At 64.1% G+C, this 17,904-nt stretch carries 7 protein-coding genes, 4 tRNA genes and 6 pseudogenes; all 17 read left to right on the top strand.

Going from position 1 to position 17,904, the window contains the following annotated elements:
* Nucleotides 1–107: 107 nt before the first annotated feature.
* Nucleotides 108–1,090: pseudogene (locus ACSJDS_RS21235) on the top strand (biotin--[acetyl-CoA-carboxylase] ligase).
* A pseudogene (locus tag ACSJDS_RS21230) lies at nucleotides 1,087–1,924 on the top strand (type III pantothenate kinase). The pseudogenes ACSJDS_RS21235 and ACSJDS_RS21230 overlap by 4 nt, the downstream one beginning before the upstream one ends.
* A 118-nt stretch (nucleotides 1,925–2,042) precedes the next feature.
* Nucleotides 2,043–2,126, top strand: a tRNA-Tyr gene (locus tag ACSJDS_RS21225).
* Nucleotides 2,127–2,174: 48 nt separating this feature from the next.
* Nucleotides 2,175–2,248 (top strand) — tRNA-Gly (locus ACSJDS_RS21220).
* A gap of 11 nt (nucleotides 2,249–2,259) precedes the next feature.
* A tRNA-Thr gene (locus ACSJDS_RS21215) sits at nucleotides 2,260–2,334 on the top strand.
* Nucleotides 2,335–2,479: 145 nt separating this feature from the next.
* A tRNA-Trp gene (locus ACSJDS_RS21210) sits at nucleotides 2,480–2,555 on the top strand.
* An 89-nt stretch (nucleotides 2,556–2,644) separates the two neighbouring features.
* The gene (gene secE / locus ACSJDS_RS21205; RefSeq protein ID WP_473034934.1) at nucleotides 2,645–3,013 is read left to right on the top strand and encodes a preprotein translocase subunit SecE; all 369 of its coding nucleotides are present in this window, start codon (nucleotides 2,645–2,647) and stop codon (nucleotides 3,011–3,013) included.
* A gap of 8 nt (nucleotides 3,014–3,021) precedes the next feature.
* Nucleotides 3,022–3,555: a transcription termination/antitermination protein NusG gene (gene nusG / locus ACSJDS_RS21200; protein WP_238978558.1), complete on the top strand. Its 534-nt coding sequence runs from the start codon at nucleotides 3,022–3,024 to the stop codon at nucleotides 3,553–3,555.
* Nucleotides 3,556–3,677: 122 nt separating this feature from the next.
* Nucleotides 3,678–4,107 (top strand): annotated as a pseudogene (gene rplK, locus ACSJDS_RS21195) (50S ribosomal protein L11).
* A 2-nt stretch (nucleotides 4,108–4,109) separates the two neighbouring features.
* Nucleotides 4,110–4,733, top strand: a pseudogene (rplA, locus tag ACSJDS_RS21190) (50S ribosomal protein L1); the annotation flags it as partial.
* A gap of 347 nt (nucleotides 4,734–5,080) precedes the next feature.
* Nucleotides 5,081–5,584, top strand: a complete 504-nt coding sequence (gene rplJ, locus ACSJDS_RS21185; RefSeq protein WP_473034933.1) for a 50S ribosomal protein L10 — start codon at nucleotides 5,081–5,083, stop codon at nucleotides 5,582–5,584.
* A gap of 89 nt (nucleotides 5,585–5,673) precedes the next feature.
* Nucleotides 5,674–6,045, top strand: a complete 372-nt coding sequence (gene rplL, locus ACSJDS_RS21180) for a 50S ribosomal protein L7/L12 (protein WP_473034932.1) — start codon at nucleotides 5,674–5,676, stop codon at nucleotides 6,043–6,045.
* Nucleotides 6,046–6,277: 232 nt separating this feature from the next.
* A pseudogene (gene rpoB / locus ACSJDS_RS21175) lies at nucleotides 6,278–10,352 on the top strand (DNA-directed RNA polymerase subunit beta).
* An 11-nt stretch (nucleotides 10,353–10,363) separates the two neighbouring features.
* Nucleotides 10,364–14,582, top strand: a pseudogene (rpoC, locus tag ACSJDS_RS21170) (DNA-directed RNA polymerase subunit beta').
* Between the two features lie 144 nt (nucleotides 14,583–14,726).
* A complete protein-coding gene (gene rpsL / locus ACSJDS_RS21165) occupies nucleotides 14,727–15,101 on the top strand; it encodes a 30S ribosomal protein S12 (protein WP_473034931.1) in 375 nt (124 codons plus the stop codon).
* Between the two features lie 137 nt (nucleotides 15,102–15,238).
* Nucleotides 15,239–15,709, top strand: coding sequence for a 30S ribosomal protein S7 (gene rpsG / locus ACSJDS_RS21160; RefSeq protein WP_238978563.1), 471 nt, complete (start codon nucleotides 15,239–15,241; stop codon nucleotides 15,707–15,709).
* A 45-nt stretch (nucleotides 15,710–15,754) separates the two neighbouring features.
* Nucleotides 15,755–17,875: an elongation factor G gene (fusA, locus tag ACSJDS_RS21155; RefSeq protein ID WP_473034930.1), complete on the top strand. Its 2,121-nt coding sequence runs from the start codon at nucleotides 15,755–15,757 to the stop codon at nucleotides 17,873–17,875.
* Nucleotides 17,876–17,904: the final 29 nt, after the last annotated feature.

Here is a 17,904-nt window from a genome sequence, read left to right as displayed (position 1 = left end):
GTTAGGGCAGTGCGAAAGCGCTCGGGGGCTTGGTTTTTCCGGGCGGTGCGTTTCCGGGCCTGCGCCAGTTCCGCTAGAATGGGCCTTTTCCCGCTGGGGCATAGGGCATGACCATCGGTGAACTGATTCGCTTGCTCAGCGACGGTGAATTTCATTCCGGCGAACAGCTGGGCGAGCGGCTTGGCGTTTCGCGCACTGCGGTGTGGAAGCAGCTGAAGAAGCTCGAAGCACTGGATATTCCCCTAGAGGCCGTCAAGGGCCAAGGCTATCGACTCTCGGAGCCGCTGGAGCTGATGGACGGGAGCGCCATTATCGCCGGCCTGTCCCGCACGGGAAGGCAGCATCTGACGCGGCTGTTCGTCGAGGAGACGCTGCCATCGAGCAACCAGTTCATTCGTCAGCGCTTCGACCAAGGGGCCGGGCATGCCGAGGTGTGTCTGGTCGAGCAGCAGAGCGAGGGGCGAGGGCGGCGTGGTCGAAGCTGGTCTACCCCCTGGGGGCGTGCCCTGATGCTCTCGCTTGGCTGGCGGTTCGACTCGGGCATCGCCTCCCTGGAGGGGCTGAGTCTCGCCGTGGGCGTGGCGTTGGCTCGCGTCCTGGAACGCCATGGTGTGACCCCCGGCTCAAGTGGCCCAACGATGTCCTGCTCGAAGGGGAAGACGGCCGACTGGCCAAGCTCGCCGGAATCCTGGTGGAGATCAGTGGCGATACGGCGGGTCCTTGCGAGGCGATCGTGGGGATGGGGATCAACGTCAGTCTGCCGTCGACGTTTCGGGAGCGCATCGAGCAGCCGGTGGTGGCGGTGCACGACCAGGCACCGGGGCTCTCGCGCAATGCGCTGGCCGTGGAGCTGCTGGAAGAGCTGCTGCCGATGATGGCGGGCTACGAGCGCCAGGGCTTTGCCGCCTGGCAGGCCGAGTGGAATGTCCGTCATGCCTTTGCCGGCTGCGCTATCGAAGTGCTCAGCCAGGGACAGCGTCTCGACGCCGTGGCCGAGTCGGTGGACGCATCCGGCAACCTGTGGATTCGTCGAGGAGAGGCGCGGGAGCGGCTGGCCGGTGGGGAAATTAGCGTGCGTGGTCGTTCATGATCCTGGATCTGGACATCGGCAATACGCTGTCCAAGTGGCGGCTCAAGGATGCCGACAGCAGCGAGATCCGCTCGCGGGGGGCGGTGTGGACCCGGGAGGAGTGGAAGCCGGGCTCCGATATCCCGGACCTGGACGTGGTCGAGGCGGTGCGCATCTCCAGCGTGGCCCGGGCGGCAGTGCTGGGGCAGACGGTCTCGCTGCTGCAGGATCGCGTGGCACTGGTGCATGTGGCTCGCTCGGCGCCCGAGGCCCTGGGGGTCGTCAACGGCTATGAGGAGCCGCATCGGCTGGGCGTGGATCGCTGGATGGGCGTGCTGGCCGGCTACCAGCTGGCCGGTGGTTGCTGTGCGGTCGATTGCGGCAGTGCTATCACCGTGGACTTCGTGCTGCCCGGCGGGCGCCACCTGGGGGCTACATCATTCCCGGCCTGCGGCTGATGAAGGAGAGCCTGAAGCTCGGTACCCGCAATGTGGCCATAGATCCCGACAGCGAGGCCGAAGAGCTGCTGTTGCCGGGGCAGCGCACCGTCGAGGCGGTCAACCACGGCATCTTCCTGGCGGCGGTCAGCGCGATCAACCGAATCTATGCGGAGGTGTGCGACCGAGAGGGCGTCGCCCTGCCGATGCTGCTGACGGGAGGCGATGCGCGCGTGGTCGCGCGGGGAGTCCAGTCCCCCACGCCATCTGGCCCGACATGGTCTATGCAGGCCTCGAGGCGTGCTTCCCGCTGACGGCCGCCGAGCGGGCCGGGCGGATGTCGGGGGCGCCCAGGGTGCCGGCACCGGCCGGCCTGGAAAAAATTCGCGCCGGCCTTGCATTCTCCATGCTGCTTTGACACAATGCAGCGCGTTCCGGGGGCGAGGGCATCTCCAGCGAGATGCGCCCAGAGGCAAGTCGCTGATAAATAAGCGCTTGACACGGCAACCGGAGGCGGTAGAATCAGGCCGCCAGTTGGAGGGGTTCCCGAGTGGCCAAAGGGAGCAGACTGTAAATCTGCCGCGAAAGCTTCGAAGGTTCGAATCCTTCCCCCTCCACCAAGTTTTTGTCGTAATCGGCTTTGGCGATTCGACGGCCAGAGTGGGTAGGCGGGTATAGTTCAATGGTAGAACCTCAGCCTTCCAAGCTGATGATGCGGGTTCGATTCCCGCTACCCGCTCCAGGCAGAGTTTGGCTCATGTAGCTCAGGGGTAGAGCACACCCTTGGTAAGGGTGAGGTCGACGGTTCAAATCCGTCCATGAGCTCCAAATATAAAAAAGGCGAGCCTCGGCTCGCCTTTTATTTCGCGGCACCCGGTGCCCGAAAGGGGTTGTCAGGCGAGTCAGGCTTCGCTATCATGGCGCCCGCTGTTGTCACCGCCGCCTGCAAAGGGTGGCGGCGTTCAGCAAATACAGGCCAGTAGCTCAATTGGCAGAGCAGCGGTCTCCAAAACCGCAGGTTGGGGGTTCGATTCCCTCCTGGCCTGCCAACCTTCCCCAGGTTGGCGCAGGCGCGAAGCGCCATCTACATGCCTTTCAGAACACGATTCGCTGCCGCACCCTGAGGAGTCTCGTTTTTATGAAACATAACGCCGAGGTGCAGGACTCGCGCCACGACGGGCTCAAGTGGGCGGTTATCGTCACTCTGCTGGTAGTGGCTGTCGTCGGCAACACCTACTTCGCCGACGTGGCCATTCTCTACCGCGTGCTGGGCGTGGTTGCCCTCTGTGCCCTCGCCGGCGTGCTCGCCCTGACCACCGTCAAGGGTCGGGAGCTGGCCGAGCTGGCCAAGAGCGCCAAGAAGGAGATCCAGCGCGTGGTCTGGCCGACGCGCCCCGAGACCGTTCAGACCACCGCCATCGTGCTGGTGGCTGTGCTGGTCGTGGGGCTGATGCTGTGGCTGATCGACACTCTTCTGAGCTGGGCGATGTCCGGCGTTATCGGTTAGGAGTTTTCATGTCCAAGCGTTGGTACGTCGTTCACGCCTACTCCGGCTTCGAGAAGCATGTCATGCGCTCGCTCATCGAGCGCGTGAAGATGTATGGCATGGAGGATCGCTTCGGCGAAATCCTGGTGCCGACCGAAGAGGTCGTCGAGATGCGCGACGGCAAGCGTCGCAAGAGTGAGCGCAAGTTCTATCCCGGCTACGTGCTGGTCGAGATGGAGATGGATGACGCCACCTGGCACCTGGTCAACGAGACGCCTCGCGTGATGGGGTTCATCGGTGGCACCAAGGAGAAGCCGGCGCCAATTACCCAGAAGGAAGCCGATGCCATCCTGCGTCGTGTCAAAGACGGCACCGACAAGCCGCGCCCCAAGACGCTGTTCGAGCCGGGGCAGTCCGTTCGTGTCATCGACGGCCCCTTCGCCGATTTCAACGGCGTGGTCGAAGAGGTCAACTACGACAAGAGTCGCCTGCAGGTCAGCGTGCTGATCTTCGGTCGGGCCACTCCTGTCGAGCTGGAATTCGCACAGGTCGAGAAGGAGTGATCCGCTCGTCCTGGCATCTGTAAGGCGGCCGCTGAAGCAGCCGCGTAACCGGGGAGCCGCAAGGAGCACGCTCAAGTCGAGCGGTGTTTTCCGAGGCGCTACTACCCAACTGGAGTCTACACATGGCCAAGAAAGTCCAGGCTTACATCAAGCTGCAGGTCGCAGCGGGTAAAGCCAACCCGAGTCCCCGTGGGCCCCGCGCTGGGTCAGCACGGCGTGAACATCATGGAGTTCTGCAAGGCGTTCAACGCCGCGACCCAGGAGATCGAGCCGGGTCTGCCCACTCCCGTGGTGATTACCGTCTATTCCGATCGCAGCTTTACCTTCATCACCAAGACCCCGCCCGCCGCGGTCCTGCTGAAGAAGGCGGCTGGCATCAAGTCCGGCTCCGGCGAGCCGAACAAGAAGAAGGTCGGTACCGTGACCCGCGAACAGCTCGAAGAGATCGCCAAGACCAAGGAGCCGGATCTGACGGCAGCCGATCTCGACGCCGCGGTGCGTACCATTGCCGGTAGCGCCCGCAGCATGGGCCTCAACGTGGAGGGTCTCTGATCATGGCCAAGCTTTCCAAGCGTGCGCAGCAGATTCGCGAAAAGGTCGACACCTCCAAGGCCTACTCCCTCGAGGAGGCCGTGGCCCTGCTCGCCGAGCTGTCCACCGTCAAGTTCAAGGAGTCCTTGGACGTTGCCGTTAATCTCGGTGTCGATCCGCGAAAATCCGATCAGGTGGTTCGCGGTGCGACCGTGATGCCCAACGGTACCGGCAAGGACGTCCGGGTGGCGGTCTTTACCCAGGGTGCCAACGCCGATGCGGCCAAGGAAGCCGGTGCCGATATCGTCGGCATGGACGACCTGGCCGAGCAGGTCAAGAAGGGCCAGCTCGATTTCGACGTGGTCATCGCCTCGCCGGACGCCATGCGCGTGGTCGGCCAGCTGGGCCAGATCCTCGGTCCGCGCGGCCTGATGCCGAACCCCAAGGTCGGCACCGTGACGCCCGACGTGGCCACTGCCGTCAAGAACGCCAAGGCGGGTCAGGTGCGCTTCCGTACCGACAAGAACGGCATCATTCATACCACCCTTGGCAAGGTCGATTTCGACGCCGCCGCCATTCAGGGCAACCTGGAAGCGCTGATCGCCGATCTCAAGCGGCTCAAGCCGAGCACCTCCAAGGGCGTTTATTTCAAGAAGGTCACCCTGTCCACCACCATGGGCCCGGGTGTGACCATCGATCATTCCGCGCTGGTTTGATCGGCGCGGCCTGATTCGGCCGGTTGCAAGAACTTTGCGGTCCCCGTGCGCTGATGCATTCAGTCTCGGCGGGGCACCGTCAAAGACCGCAGGCGCCGCTCCTCACGCGAAGAGCGGCTTAATCTTTCCGCTTAGGGATGCCTGCGCAGATGGTGTGTCCGCCAGTCGCCGCTGGTGAGCACCATCACCCTGGACTTCCGTTGCCGCCTGGCGTGTGACGGAAGAGATGGTAACCCCCGGACACCGCTCTGCGGTTCCGGCGCGAAGGAGTGATCACTGTGCCACTAGCACTTGAAGGCAAGAAGGCGATCGTTGCCGAGGTCAGTGAAGCCGCCAAGGGCGCACTCTCCGTCGTTGTTGCCGATTCTCGTGGCGTTACGGTCGAGAAGATGACCGGCCTGCGCAAGCAGGCACGCGAGAATGGCGTCCAGCTGCGTGTTGTTCGCAACACCCTGGCACGTCGCGCCCTCGAGGGCACTCAGTGGGAGTGCCTGAACGAGAGCTTCGTGGGTCCGACTCTGCTGGCCTTTTCCACCGAGCATCCGGGCGCTGCCGCCCGTCTGTTCAAGGATTTTGCCAAAGAAGAGAAGAGCTTCGAAGTCAAGGCGCTGGCCTACGAAGGCGAGCTGATCCCGGCTGGCGACATCGACCGTCTGGCGAGCCTGCCGACCTACGACGAGGCCATCGCCAAGCTGATGTCCGTCATGAAGGAAGCGTCCGCCGGCAAGCTGGTCCGCACCCTTGCGGCCCTGCGCGACCAGAAGCAGGAAGCGGCCGCCTGATTGGCGAACTCAACGCTGCAGCCTGAATCGAACACTGAATAGACGAGCGCTCGGCACGCCGAGGCTCCCGCAAAGGTAGGAATACGAAAATGGCACTGACCAAAGAAGACATCATCAACGCCGTCGCCGACATGTCCGTGATGGAAGTCGTCGAGCTGATCGAAGCGATGGAAGAGAAATTCGGCGTCTCTGCCGCTGCCGCCGTGGTCGCTGGCCCGGGTGGTGGCGAAGCCGAAGCCGTCGAAGAGCAGACCGAGTTCGACCTGGTGTTGACCGCTGCCGGCGACAAGAAGGTCAACGTCATCAAGGCCGTCCGCGAGCTGACCGGCCTGGGCCTGAAGGAAGCCAAGGGTGCCGTCGACGGTGCACCGGCGACCATCAAGGAAGGCATGTCCAAGGAAGACGCCGAAGCGGCCAAGGCGAAGCTGGAAGAAGCCGGCGCGAGCGTGGAGCTCAAGTAATCCTTGTGCCCATGGCTTCACGCGCTGCGTAAGCTTCCACGGCTGGTGGCGGGCCCTCCCGCTGCCGGCCTTTTTCTGTTGCACTAGCGTCTTGCTTACGCAGCGTCGCTAGAAGAATCCCGACGGCGAGCTACCCACAGGGGGCTTGCCGTCAGCGCCTGACAGGGCCGAGCCTGTCGGGTGGCGCCGACCACGCATCGGTCACCCATGGTGAACAAGCTGGGGAATACAGATGGCTTACTCATACACTGAGAAAAAACGCATCCGCAAGGATTTCGGCAAACTGCCCCAAGTGATGGATGTGCCCTACCTGCTGGCGATCCAGCTTGATTCCTATTACGACTTCCTCCAGCAGGACCGTTCGGCCGAGGAGCGTCTCGATATCGGCCTGCACGCGGCCTTCAAGTCTGTGTTCCCAATCGAGAGCTTCTCCGGCAACGCCGCCCTCGAGTACGTCAGCTATCGCTTTGGCACCCCGGCCTTCGACGTCAAGGAGTGTCAGCTGCGCGGCGTGACCTACTCCGCGCCGCTGCGCGTCAAGGTTCGTCTGATCATCTACGATCGTGACTCCTCGAACAAGGCCATCAAGGACATCAAGGAGCAGGAAGTCTACATGGGGGAGATCCCCCTGATGACCGAGAACGGCACCTTCGTGGTCAATGGCACCGAGCGGGTCATCGTCTCCCAGCTTCACCGCTCTCCGGGCGTGTTCTTCGACCATGACAAGGGCAAGAGCCACTCGTCAGGCAAGCTGCTCTATTCGGCCCGGGTGATTCCCTACCGCGGCTCCTGGCTCGACTTCGAGTTCGATCCCAAGGACAGCGTCTTCGTGCGTATCGACCGTCGCCGCAAGCTGCCGGCCACGGTGTTGCTGCGCGCGCTGGGCATGAGCGCCGAGGAGATCCTCGACGAGTTCTTCGAGACCAGCACCTTTCATATCGAGCGCTCCGGCTTCTCCGTGGAGCTGGTGCCGTCGCGCCTGCGCGGCGAGACCGCCACCTTCGACATCAAGGATGGCGAAGGCAACCTGATCGTCGAGGAAGGTCGGCGGATCACTCAGAAGCATATTCGCCAGCTGGAGAAGGCCGGCCTCGAACGCCTCGAGGTGCCGATGGAGTACCTCTACGGCAAGACCCTGGCCAAGGATCAGGTCGACGCCAACACCGGCGAGCTGCTCTGCCCCTGTAATACCGAGATCACCCCCGAGCTGCTCGAGAAGCTGGCCCAGGCGGGTACCACCAGCCTCGAGACCCTCTACACCAACGACCTCGACTGTGGCCCCTTCATCTCCGATACCCTCAAGCTGGATACCACCGGGTCACAGCTCGAGGCGCTGGTCGAGATCTATCGCATGATGCGTCCCGGCGAGCCCCCACCAAGGAGGCCGCCGAGACGCTGTTCCACAACCTGTTCTTCACCGAGGACCGCTACGACCTCTCCGGCGTTGGCCGCATGAAGTTCAACCGTCGCCTGCGTCGCGACGCCGACACCGGCTCCGGCGTGCTCGACAACCGCGATATCCTCGATGTGCTCAAGGAGCTGATCCATATCCGTAACGGCTTCGGCGAAGTCGACGATATCGATCACCTGGGCAACCGTCGCATCCGCTGCGTCGGTGAGATGGCCGAGAACCAGTTCCGCGTCGGCCTGGTGCGCGTCGAGCGCGCGGTCAAGGAGCGCCTCTCCATGGCCGAGAGCGAGGGCCTGATGCCTCAGGACCTGATCAACGCCAAGCCCGTCGCTGCGGCGGTCAAGGAGTTCTTCGGCTCCAGCCAGCTCTCCCAGTTCATGGATCAGAACAACCCGCTCTCCGAGGTCACCCACAAGCGCCGCGTCTCCGCACTCGGCCCGGGCGGCCTGACCCGCGAGCGGGCCGGGTTCGAGGTGCGCGACGTTCACGCCACTCACTACGGCCGCCTCTGTCCGATCGAGACGCCGGAAGGCCCCAACATCGGCCTGATCAACTCCCTGGCCACCTACAGCCACACCAACAGCTACGGCTTCCTGGAGACGCCGTACCGCAAGGTTGTGGATGCCCAGGTGACCGATGACGTGGTGCATCTCTCCGCCATCGAGGAGGGCGACTTCGTCATCGCCCAGGCCTCGGCTGGCGTCGATGAGAACGGCCGCCTGGTCGATGACCTGGTGCAGGTGCGTCACAAGGGCGAGACCACCTTCATGCGTCCCGAGCAGGTGACCCTGATGGACGTCTCCCGCGTCAGGTGGTGTCCGTGGCCGCGGCGCTGATTCCGTTCCTCGAGCACGATGACGCCAACCGCGCCCTGATGGGGGCCAACATGCAGCGCCAGGCGGTGCCCACCCTGCGTGCCGACAAGCCGCTGGTCGGCACCGGCATGGAGCGCTTCGTCGCCCGGGACTCCGGCGTCTGCGCCGTGGCGCGTCGCGGCGGGGTGATCGACTCGGTCGACGCCAAGCGCATCGTGGTGCGGATCAACGAGGACGAGATCATCGGCGGCGAGGCCGGCGTCGATATCTACAACCTCACCAAGTATGTGCGGTCCAACCAGAACACCTGCATGAACCAGCGCCCCATCGTGCGCCCCGGTGACGTGGTCGAGCGTGGCGACATCCTCGCCGATGGCCCCTCGGTGGACATGGGCGACCTGGCCCTGGGTCAGAACATGCGCATCGCCTTCATGCCCTGGAACGGCTACAACTTCGAGGACTCCATCCTGCTCTCCGAGCGGGTGGTCCAGGAAGACCGTTTCACCACCATCCACATCCAGGAGCTCACCTGCGTCTCCCGCGACACCAAGCTGGGGCCGGAGGAGATCACCTCCGACATTCCCAACGTGGGGGAATCCGCCCTGGCCAAGCTGGACGAGGCCGGCGTGGTCTACATCGGTGCCGAGGTGGGCCCGGGCGACATCCTGGTGGGCAAGGTCACCCCCAAGGGCGAGACCCAGCTGACCCCGGAAGAGAAGCTGCTGCGGGCGATCTTCGGCGAGAAGGCTTCCGACGTGAAGGACACCTCCCTGCGTGCCCCCACCGGCATGAAGGGCACCGTCATCGACGTCCAGGTCTTCACTCGCGACGGCGTGGAGAAGGATTCCCGGGCGCTCTCCATCGAGCAGATGCAGCTCGACGAGGTGCGCAAGGATCTTCAGGAGACCTACCGGATCGCCGAGGACGCCACCTTCGAGCGCCTCAAGCGCACTCTGGCCGGCCAGCCGGTCAACGGCGGGCCCAAGCTCAAGAAGGATGATCTGCTCTCCGAAAGCTATCTGGAGGAGCTGCCCCGCCAGCAGTGGTTCAAGCTGCGCCTGCAGGACGAGACCCTCAACGAGCTGCTGGCCCAGGCCGACGAGCAGCTGGAGAATCGTCGCAAGGAGATGGAGGAGCGCTTCGAGGACAAGAAGCGCAAGCTGACCCAGGGCGACGACCTGGCGCCGGGCGTGCTGAAGATCGTCAAGGTCTACATGGCGGTCAAGCGCCGCATCCAGCCGGGCGACAAGATGGCCGGTCGTCACGGCAACAAGGGTGTCATCTCGGCGATCATGCCGATCGAGGACATGCCCTTCGACGACAACGGCGAGCCGGTGGACGTGGTGTTGAACCCCTTGGGCGTGCCGTCGCGCATGAACGTCGGTCAGATCCTCGAGACCCACCTGGGCCTGGCGGCGCATGGGCTGGGGATGAAGATCCAGGCCATGCTGCGCGAAGCCCGCGACCAGCAGGTCGCTCAGCTGCGCGACTTCCTCGGCAAGGTCTACAACACCCCGGGCACCCGGGTGGAGGACTTGAGCACCCTGACCGATGACGAAATCATCGCCATGGCCAAGAACCTTCAGCAGGGGGTGCCCATGGCCTCGCCGGTCTTCGACGGCGCCGAGGAGCAGGAGATCAAGCAGTTGCTGCGCCTGGCCGACCTGCCCGACTCCGGTCAGATGACGCTCTACGACGGCCGCAGCGGCGACGCCTTCGACCGCCAGGTCACGGTGGGCTACATGTACATGCTCAAGCTCAACCACCTGGTGGACGACAAGATGCACGCCCGTTCCACCGGCTCCTACTCGCTGGTCACCCAGCAGCCGCTGGGCGGCAAGGCGCAGTTCGGCGGACAGCGCTTCGGCGAGATGGAGGTCTGGGCGCTGGAAGCCTACGGTGCCGCCTACACCCTCCAGGAGATGCTCACGGTGAAGTCCGACGACGTGGAGGGTCGCACCAAGATGTACAAGAGCATCGTCGACGGCGACCACACCATGCATGCCGGCATGCCGGAGTCCTTCAACGTGCTGGTGAAGGAAATCCGTTCGCTGGGCATCGATATCGAGTTAGAGAGCTAGGAGCCGACTCCATGAAAGATTTGGTGAAAGTCCTCAAATCGCAGTCGCAGACCGAAGAGTTCGACGCGATCAAGATCACCCTGGCGTCGCCAGACATGATCCGCTCCTGGTCCTACGGCGAGGTCAAGAAGCCCGAGACCATCAACTACCGCACCTTCAAGCCGGAGCGGGACGGGCTCTTCTGCGCCAAGATCTTCGGCCCGGTGAAGGACTACGAGTGCCTGTGCGGCAAGTACAAGCGCATGAAGCACCGCGGCATCATCTGCGAGAAGTGCGGCGTGGAGGTCACTAAGGCCGCCGTGCGCCGCGAGCGCATGGGCCATATCGAGCTGGCAAGCCCGGTCGCCCATATCTGGTTCCTCAAGTCGCTGCCGTCGCGCATCGGCATGTTCCTGGACATGACCCTGCGCGACATCGAGCGGGTGCTCTATTTCGAGAGCTTCGTGGTCATCGACCCGGCATGACCACGCTGGAGCGCGGCCAGCTGCTCAACGACGAGCAGTACTTCGAGGCGCTCGAGGAGTTCGGTGACGACTTCGACGCCCGCATGGGTGCCGAGGCGGTCCAGGCGCTGCTCAAGGACATCGACCTCTCCGAGGAGGTCGAGCGCCTGCGCGAGGAGATCCCGCAGACCAACTCCGAGACCAAGATCAAGAAGCTCTCCAAGCGCCTCAAGCTGCTGGAGGCCTTCCTCAACTCCGGTAACGACCCGGCGTGGATGGTCATGGAGGTGCTGCCGGTGTTGCCGCCGGACCTGCGCCCGCTGGTGCCGCTAGACGGCGGACGCTTCGCCACCTCCGACCTCAACGATCTCTATCGTCGGGTGATCAACCGCAACAACCGCTTGAAGCGCCTGCTCGACCTCAACGCGCCGGACATCATCGTGCGCAACGAGAAGCGCATGCTGCAGGAGGCGGTGGACGCGCTGCTGGACAACGGCCGCCGCGGACGTGCCATCACCGGCTCCAACAAGCGTCCCCTGAAGTCCCTGGCCGACATGATCAAGGGCAAGCAGGGGCGCTTCCGTCAGAACCTGCTGGGCAAGCGCGTCGACTACTCCGGCCGCTCGGTGATCACCGTGGGTCCGACCCTGCGCCTGCACCAATGCGGCCTGCCCAAGAAGATGGCGCTGGAGCTGTTCAAGCCGTTCATCTACTCCAAGCTGCAGTCGCTGGGTTACGCCTCCACCATCAAGGCGGCCAAGAAGATGGTCGAGCGCGAGCTGCCCGAGGTGTGGGACATCCTCGCCGATGTCATCCGCGAGCATCCGGTGCTGCTCAACCGCGCCCCGACCCTGCACCGTCTCGGCATCCAGGCCTTCGAGCCGCTGCTGATCGAGGGCAAGGCGATCCAGCTGCACCCGCTGGTCTGCGCCGCCTACAACGCCGACTTCGACGGCGACCAGATGGCGGTGCACGTGCCGCTGACCCTGGAGGCCCAGCTCGAGGCCCGGGCGCTGATGATGGCCACCAACAACGTGCTGTCGCCGGCCAACGGTGAGCCGATCATCGTGCCCTCACAGGACGTGGTGCTGGGGCTCTACTACATGACCCGCGAGCGCATCAACGCCAAGGGCGAGGGCATGGTGTTCGCCGACCTCAACGAGGTGGAGCGCGCCTTCGGTACCCAGCACGTCGATCTGCACGCCCGGGTCAAGGTGCGCCTGACCGAAGTGGTCATCGACGAGGAGAGCGGCGAGCAAAGCATCGTGCGCAACCTCTACGACACCACCGTGGGGCGGGCGCTGCTGTTCCGCATCCTGCCCGACGGCGTGCCCTTCGAGCTGGTCGACCAGCCGATGAAGAAGAAGGCGATCTCCAAGCTGCTCAACGAGGTGTATCGCCGCGCCGGCCTCAAGCCGACGGTGATCTTCGCCGACCAGCTGATGTACACCGGCTTCCGCCTGGCGACCTGGTCCGGCGCCTCCATCGGCGTCAACGACTTCGTCATCCCCGAGGCCAAGGCCGAGATCGTCGATGCGGCCGAGGCCGAGGTCAAGGAGATCGAGGATCAGTTCTCCTCGGGTCTCGTCACCGCTGGCGAGAAGTACAACAAGGTGATCGACATCTGGTCCAAGGCCAACGACAAGGTGGCCAAGGCGATGATGCGCGGGATCGAGAAGGAGACCGTCACCGATCGCGACGGCAACGAGGTCGAGCAGGACTCCTTTAACAGCGTCTTCATCATGGCCGACTCCGGTGCCCGGGGCAGTGCCGCCCAGATCCGCCAGTTGGCGGGCATGCGCGGCCTGATGGCCAAGCCGGACGGTTCGATCATCGAGACGCCGATCGTCGCCAACTTCCGTGAAGGCCTGAACGTCCTGCAGTACTTCATCTCCACCCACGGCGCGCGGAAAGGCCTGGCGGACACGGCACTCAAGACCGCCAACTCCGGCTACCTGACCCGTCGTCTGGTCGACGTGGCCCAGGACATGGTCATCACCGAGACCGACTGCGGCACCGAGCGCGGCCTGACCCTGCACCCGGTGATCGAAGGCGGCGACATCATCGTCTCCCTGGCCCAGCGCGTGCTGGGCCGGGTGGTGGCCCAGGACGTCGTCGACCCGGCCACCGAGGAGGTGCTGATCGAGAAGGGCACGCTGCTCGACGAGGCCTGGTGCGAGCGACTCGACACCATGGGCGTCGACGAGATCGTGGTGCGCAGCGCCATCACCTGTGAATCCGGTCACGGCGTTTGCTCTTCCTGCTACGGCCGGGATCTGGCGCGGGGTCACCAGGTCAACATCGGCGAGGCGGTGGGCGTCATCGCCGCCCAGTCCATCGGTGAGCCGGGCACCCAGCTGACCATGCGGACCTTCCACATCGGCGGCGCCGCTTCGCGGGCCTCCGCGGTGGACAGCGTTCAGGTCAAGCACGGCGGCCGGGTGCGCCTGCACAACATGAAGTTCGTGGAGCGCGCCGACGGCAAGCTGGTGGTGGTGTCGCGCTCCAGCGCCCTGGCCGTCGCCGACGATCACGGCCGCGAGCGCGAGTACTATAAGCTGCCCTACGGTGCCGAGCTTTCGGTCAAGGACGGCGACGCCGTCGATGCCGGCCAGGCCGTGGCCAAGTGGGACCCGCACACTCACCCGATCATCGCCGAAGTCGAGGGTCAGGTGCAGTACACCGACATGGATGAGGGTGTCACCATCCACCGCAGCGTGGACGAGATGACCGGTCTCTCCTCCATCGAGGTGATCGAGTCGGCGGCGCGGCCCCAGGCCGGCCGCGACAAGCGCCCGATGGTCATGCTGACCGACGCGGCCGGCGAGCCGGTCTGCGTGTCGGGCTCCAACACCCCGGTGCAGTACCTGCTGCCCGGCAAGGCCATCGTCTCGGTCGATAACGGCACCCAGATCGGGGTCGGCGAGATCGTGGCGCGGATTCCGGTGGAGGCGTCCGGCAACAAGGACATCACCGGGGTCTGCCCCGGGTGGCGGACCTCTTCGAGGCACGCAAGCCCAAGGAGCCGGCGATCCTGGCCGAGATCAGCGGCGTGATCAGCTTCGGCAAGGAGACCAAGGGCAAGCGCCGCCTGGCCATCACTCCGACCGACGGCGGCGATCCCTTCGAGATGCTGATCCCCAAGTGGCGTCAGATCGCGGTGTTCGAAGGCGAGACCGTGGAGAAGGGCGAGGTGATCTCCGACGGCCCGAGCAACCCGCATGATATCTTGCGCCTGCTGGGCGTGGCGGAGCTGGCCAAGTACATCACTGCCGAGATCCAGGAGGTCTACCGCCTCCAAGGCGTGGGCATCAACGACAAGCACATCGAAGTGATCGTGCGTCAGATGCTGCGCAAGGTAGAGGTGACCGACGCCGGTGACTCCGACTTCATCCCCGGCGACCAGGTGGAGCTGGTGCGGGTGCTGGAGCAGAACGCGCGCCTGGAGAAGGACGAGAAGTTCCCGGCTCGCTACCAGCGTGTGCTGCTGGGCATCACCAAGGCCAGCCTGGCCACCGAGTCGTTCATCTCCGCGGCCTCCTTCCAGGAGACGACCCGGGTGCTGACCGAGGCGGCGGTCACCGGCAAGCGCGACTACCTGCGCGGCCTCAAGGAGAACGTGGTGGTGGGTCGCCTGATCCCGGCCGGGACCGGCCTGGCCCATCACCAGGAGCGTCGCCGCAAGCGCGAGGACAGCGAGCGGCTGCTTCACCCGTCGGCCTTCGACGTCGAGCAGGAGCTGGGCGCTCAGCTCACCGCGCTAGACTCGGACGACGACGACCTGTAGACCGCGTGCCGCGTCAGGCAGGGGCCACGTGCCCCGGCTTGACGCCGGGGCACGTGAGACATTAGAATGCGCAGCCTTTAACAGTGGGGTGGGTACGCCCGCGCCCGCTGCAAGGCAAGGCAACCACTGGAGTCAGCTACCAATATGGCAACGATCAATCAGCTCGTGCGCAAGCCGCGCAAGCGCCCCGCCGCCAAGAGCGACGTGCCGGCGCTGCAGGCCTGCCCGCAGAAGCGCGGCGTCTGCACCCGCGTCTACACTACCACCCCGAAGAAGCCGAACTCGGCCCTGCGTAAGGTCTGCCGCGTGCGCTTGACCAACGGCTTCGAGGTTTCCTCCTACATCGGCGGTGAAGGTCACAACCTTCAGGAACACTCCGTGGTCCTGATCCGCGGCGGCCGTGTCAAGGACTTGCCGGGTGTGCGCTACCACACCGTGCGCGGTGCCCTGGATACCTCCGGCGTGCAGAACCGTAAGCAGGGCCGTTCCAAGTACGGCACCAAGCGTCCCAAGGCCTGATCGGCCCGGACGTTCGTATCCACCGTTTTTTGATATCGGTCTGATAAGAGTAAGGCCGGACGGCGTCAGCGCAGCGTGAGTCGCGTAATGGCGTGAGTGCCGGGTTTGCCTGAAAGACCCTTCACAGAGGGCTTGTCATGCCTAGAAGAAGAGTTGTAGCCAAGCGCGAGATTCTGCCGGATCCCAAGTTCGGAAGTGAGCGTCTGGCGAAGTTCATGAACCACCTGATGGTCAGCGGCAAGAAGTCCACAGCTGAGCGCATCGTCTACGGTGCGCTGGACACGGTTGCCGAGCGCAGTAAAGAAGAGCCGCTGGAGATCTTCGACAAGGCGCTGGAAGCCATTCAGCCCATGGTCGAGGTCAAGTCCCGCCGCGTCGGCGGTGCGACCTATCAGGTGCCCGTGGAAGTTCGCCCCTCGCGCCGCCAGGCGCTGGCCATGCGCTGGCTGGTAGACGCCGCCCGCAAGCGTGGCGAGAAGACCATGGTGCAGCGTCTCGCAGGCGAAATGCTCGATGCCTCCGAAGGCAAGGGCTCCGCTGTCAAGAAGCGTGAAGACGTGCATCGCATGGCAGAAGCCAACAAGGCCTTCTCTCACTACCGCTTCTAAGCGCAGCGCCGCTAAGCGCATCGCCAACCAACGGGGAGTTCCACCGTGGCTCGCAAGACTCCACTCAACCGCTATCGTAATATCGGGATCGTCGCCCACGTCGATGCCGGCAAGACCACCACGACCGAGCGCGTGCTGTTCTATACCGGCATCAACCACAAGCTGGGCGAGACCCATGAAGGTGCCTCCACCACCGACTGGATGGAGCAGGAGCAGGAGCGGGGTATCACCATTACCTCCGCTGCCGTGACCACCTTCTGGAAGGGCATGAACCACCAGTTCGATGAGCACCGCATCAACATCATCGACACGCCGGGGCACGTCGACTTCACCATTGAGGTGGAGCGTTCGCTGCGGGTGCTCGACGGTGCCGTGGTGGTGCTGTGCGGCTCCTCCGGCGTACAGCCGCAGACCGAGACCGTCTGGCGTCAGGCCAACAAGTACGAAGTGCCGCGCATGGTGTTCGTCAACAAGATGGACCGCACCGGCGCCGACTACTTCATGGTGGTCGACCAGCTCAAGGAGCGTCTCGGCGCCAACGCCGTTCCGATCCAGATCAACTGGGGTACCGAGGAAGACTTCAAGGGCGTCATCGACCTGCTCGAGATGAAGGCGATCCTGTGGAACGAAGCGGATCTGGGTGCGACCTACGACCTGGTCGATATCCCCGCCGAGCTTCAGGAAACCGCCGCGAAGTATCGCGAGGAGATGATCGAGGCGGCTGCCGAGGCCTCCGAAGAGCTGATGGACAAGTACCTGGAAGGCGGCGAGCTGACCAAGGAAGAGATCAAGGCCGGCCTGCGTCGCCGCACCCTGGACAACGAGATCGTGCTGGTCACTTGCGGTTCGGCGTTCAAGAACAAGGGCGTGCAGGCGGTGCTGGATGCCGTAGTCGAGTACCTGCCGTCGCCCACCGAGGTCAAGGCCATCGAGGGTGAGCTGGACGACAAGGATGGCACCATCGCCACCCGCGAAGCGGACGACAAGGCGCCTTTCGCCGCCCTGGCGTTCAAGATCGCCACCGATCCCTTTGTCGGCACCCTGACCTTCATCCGCGTCTACTCAGGCGTGCTCAACTCCGGCGATAGCGTCTTCAACTCCGTGAAGAGCAAGAAGGAGCGCGTAGGTCGTATCGTTCAGATGCACGCCAACTCCCGCGAAGAGATCAAGGAAGTTCGCGCCGGTGACATCGCCGCCTGCATCGGCCTCAAGGACGTCACCACCGGTGACACCCTGTGCGATCTGGAGAGCAAGATCGTCCTCGAGCGCATGGAGTTCCCGGACCCGGTGATCTCCGTGGCCGTGGAGCCGAAGTCCAAGGCCGACCAGGAGAAGATGGGCGTGGCCCTGGGTAAGCTGGCTCAGGAGGATCCCTCCTTCCAGGTCAAGACCGACGAGGAGACCGGCCAGACCATCATCTCCGGGATGGGTGAGCTGCACCTGGACATCATCGTCGACCGCATGCGTCGCGAGTTCAAGGTCGAGGCCAACATCGGCAAGCCGCAGGTGGCCTACCGCGAAACCATCCGCGGCAGCGTGGAGCAGGAAGGCAAGTTCGTTCGCCAGTCCGGCGGTCGCGGCCAGTATGGCCACGTCTGGCTGCGCATCGAGCCGCTCACCGACGCGGACAAGGGCGAAGACGAAGAGATGCACTTCAAGTTCGCCTCCGAGATCGTTGGCGGCGTCGTGCCCAAGGAGTACGTGGGCGCCGTCGAGAAAGGGGCCTTTGAACAGCTGCAGAACGGTGTCATCGCGGGCTACCCGATGATCGACGTCAAAGTTACGCTGTACGATGGTTCCTACCATGACGTGGACTCTAACGAGAACGCGTTCAAGGTCGCCTCTTCCATGGCAGTCAAGGAAGGTGCCAGGAAGGCAAAGGCCGTGCTGCTGGAGCCGATGATGAAGGTCGAGGTCGTGACCCCCGAGGACTTCATGGGTGACGTCATGGGCGACCTGAACCGTCGTCGCGGTCTGGTGCAGGGCATGGATGACACTTCTTCCGGTAAGGTCATCCGCGCAATGGTGCCGCTGGGCGAGATGTTCGGTTACGCCACCGATCTGCGCTCTCAGACCCAGGGCCGTGCGAGCTACTCCATGGAGTTCGCGAAGTACGACGAGGCGCCCTCCAGCGTCGTTGAAGCCGTCATCAACCAGAAAGGTTAATCGGTTAACCGTTAGCTAACGTAAAGAGG

Source organism: Halomonas sp. SL18_1, assembly GCF_055755715.1.
Note: the sequence above shows the minus strand (reverse complement) of the source record. Positions and strands in the feature narration are given on the sequence as shown.

Coding starts and splice junctions, on each gene's coding strand:
- secE (WP_473034934.1), top strand. CDS start 2,645: ATGAAACATAACGCCGAGGTGCAGGACTCGCGCCACGACGGGCTCAAG.
- nusG (WP_238978558.1), top strand. CDS start 3,022: ATGTCCAAGCGTTGGTACGTCGTTCACGCCTACTCCGGCTTCGAGAAG.
- rpsL (WP_473034931.1), top strand. CDS start 14,727: ATGGCAACGATCAATCAGCTCGTGCGCAAGCCGCGCAAGCGCCCCGCC.
- rpsG (WP_238978563.1), top strand. CDS start 15,239: ATGCCTAGAAGAAGAGTTGTAGCCAAGCGCGAGATTCTGCCGGATCCC.
- rplL (WP_473034932.1), top strand. CDS start 5,674: ATGGCACTGACCAAAGAAGACATCATCAACGCCGTCGCCGACATGTCC.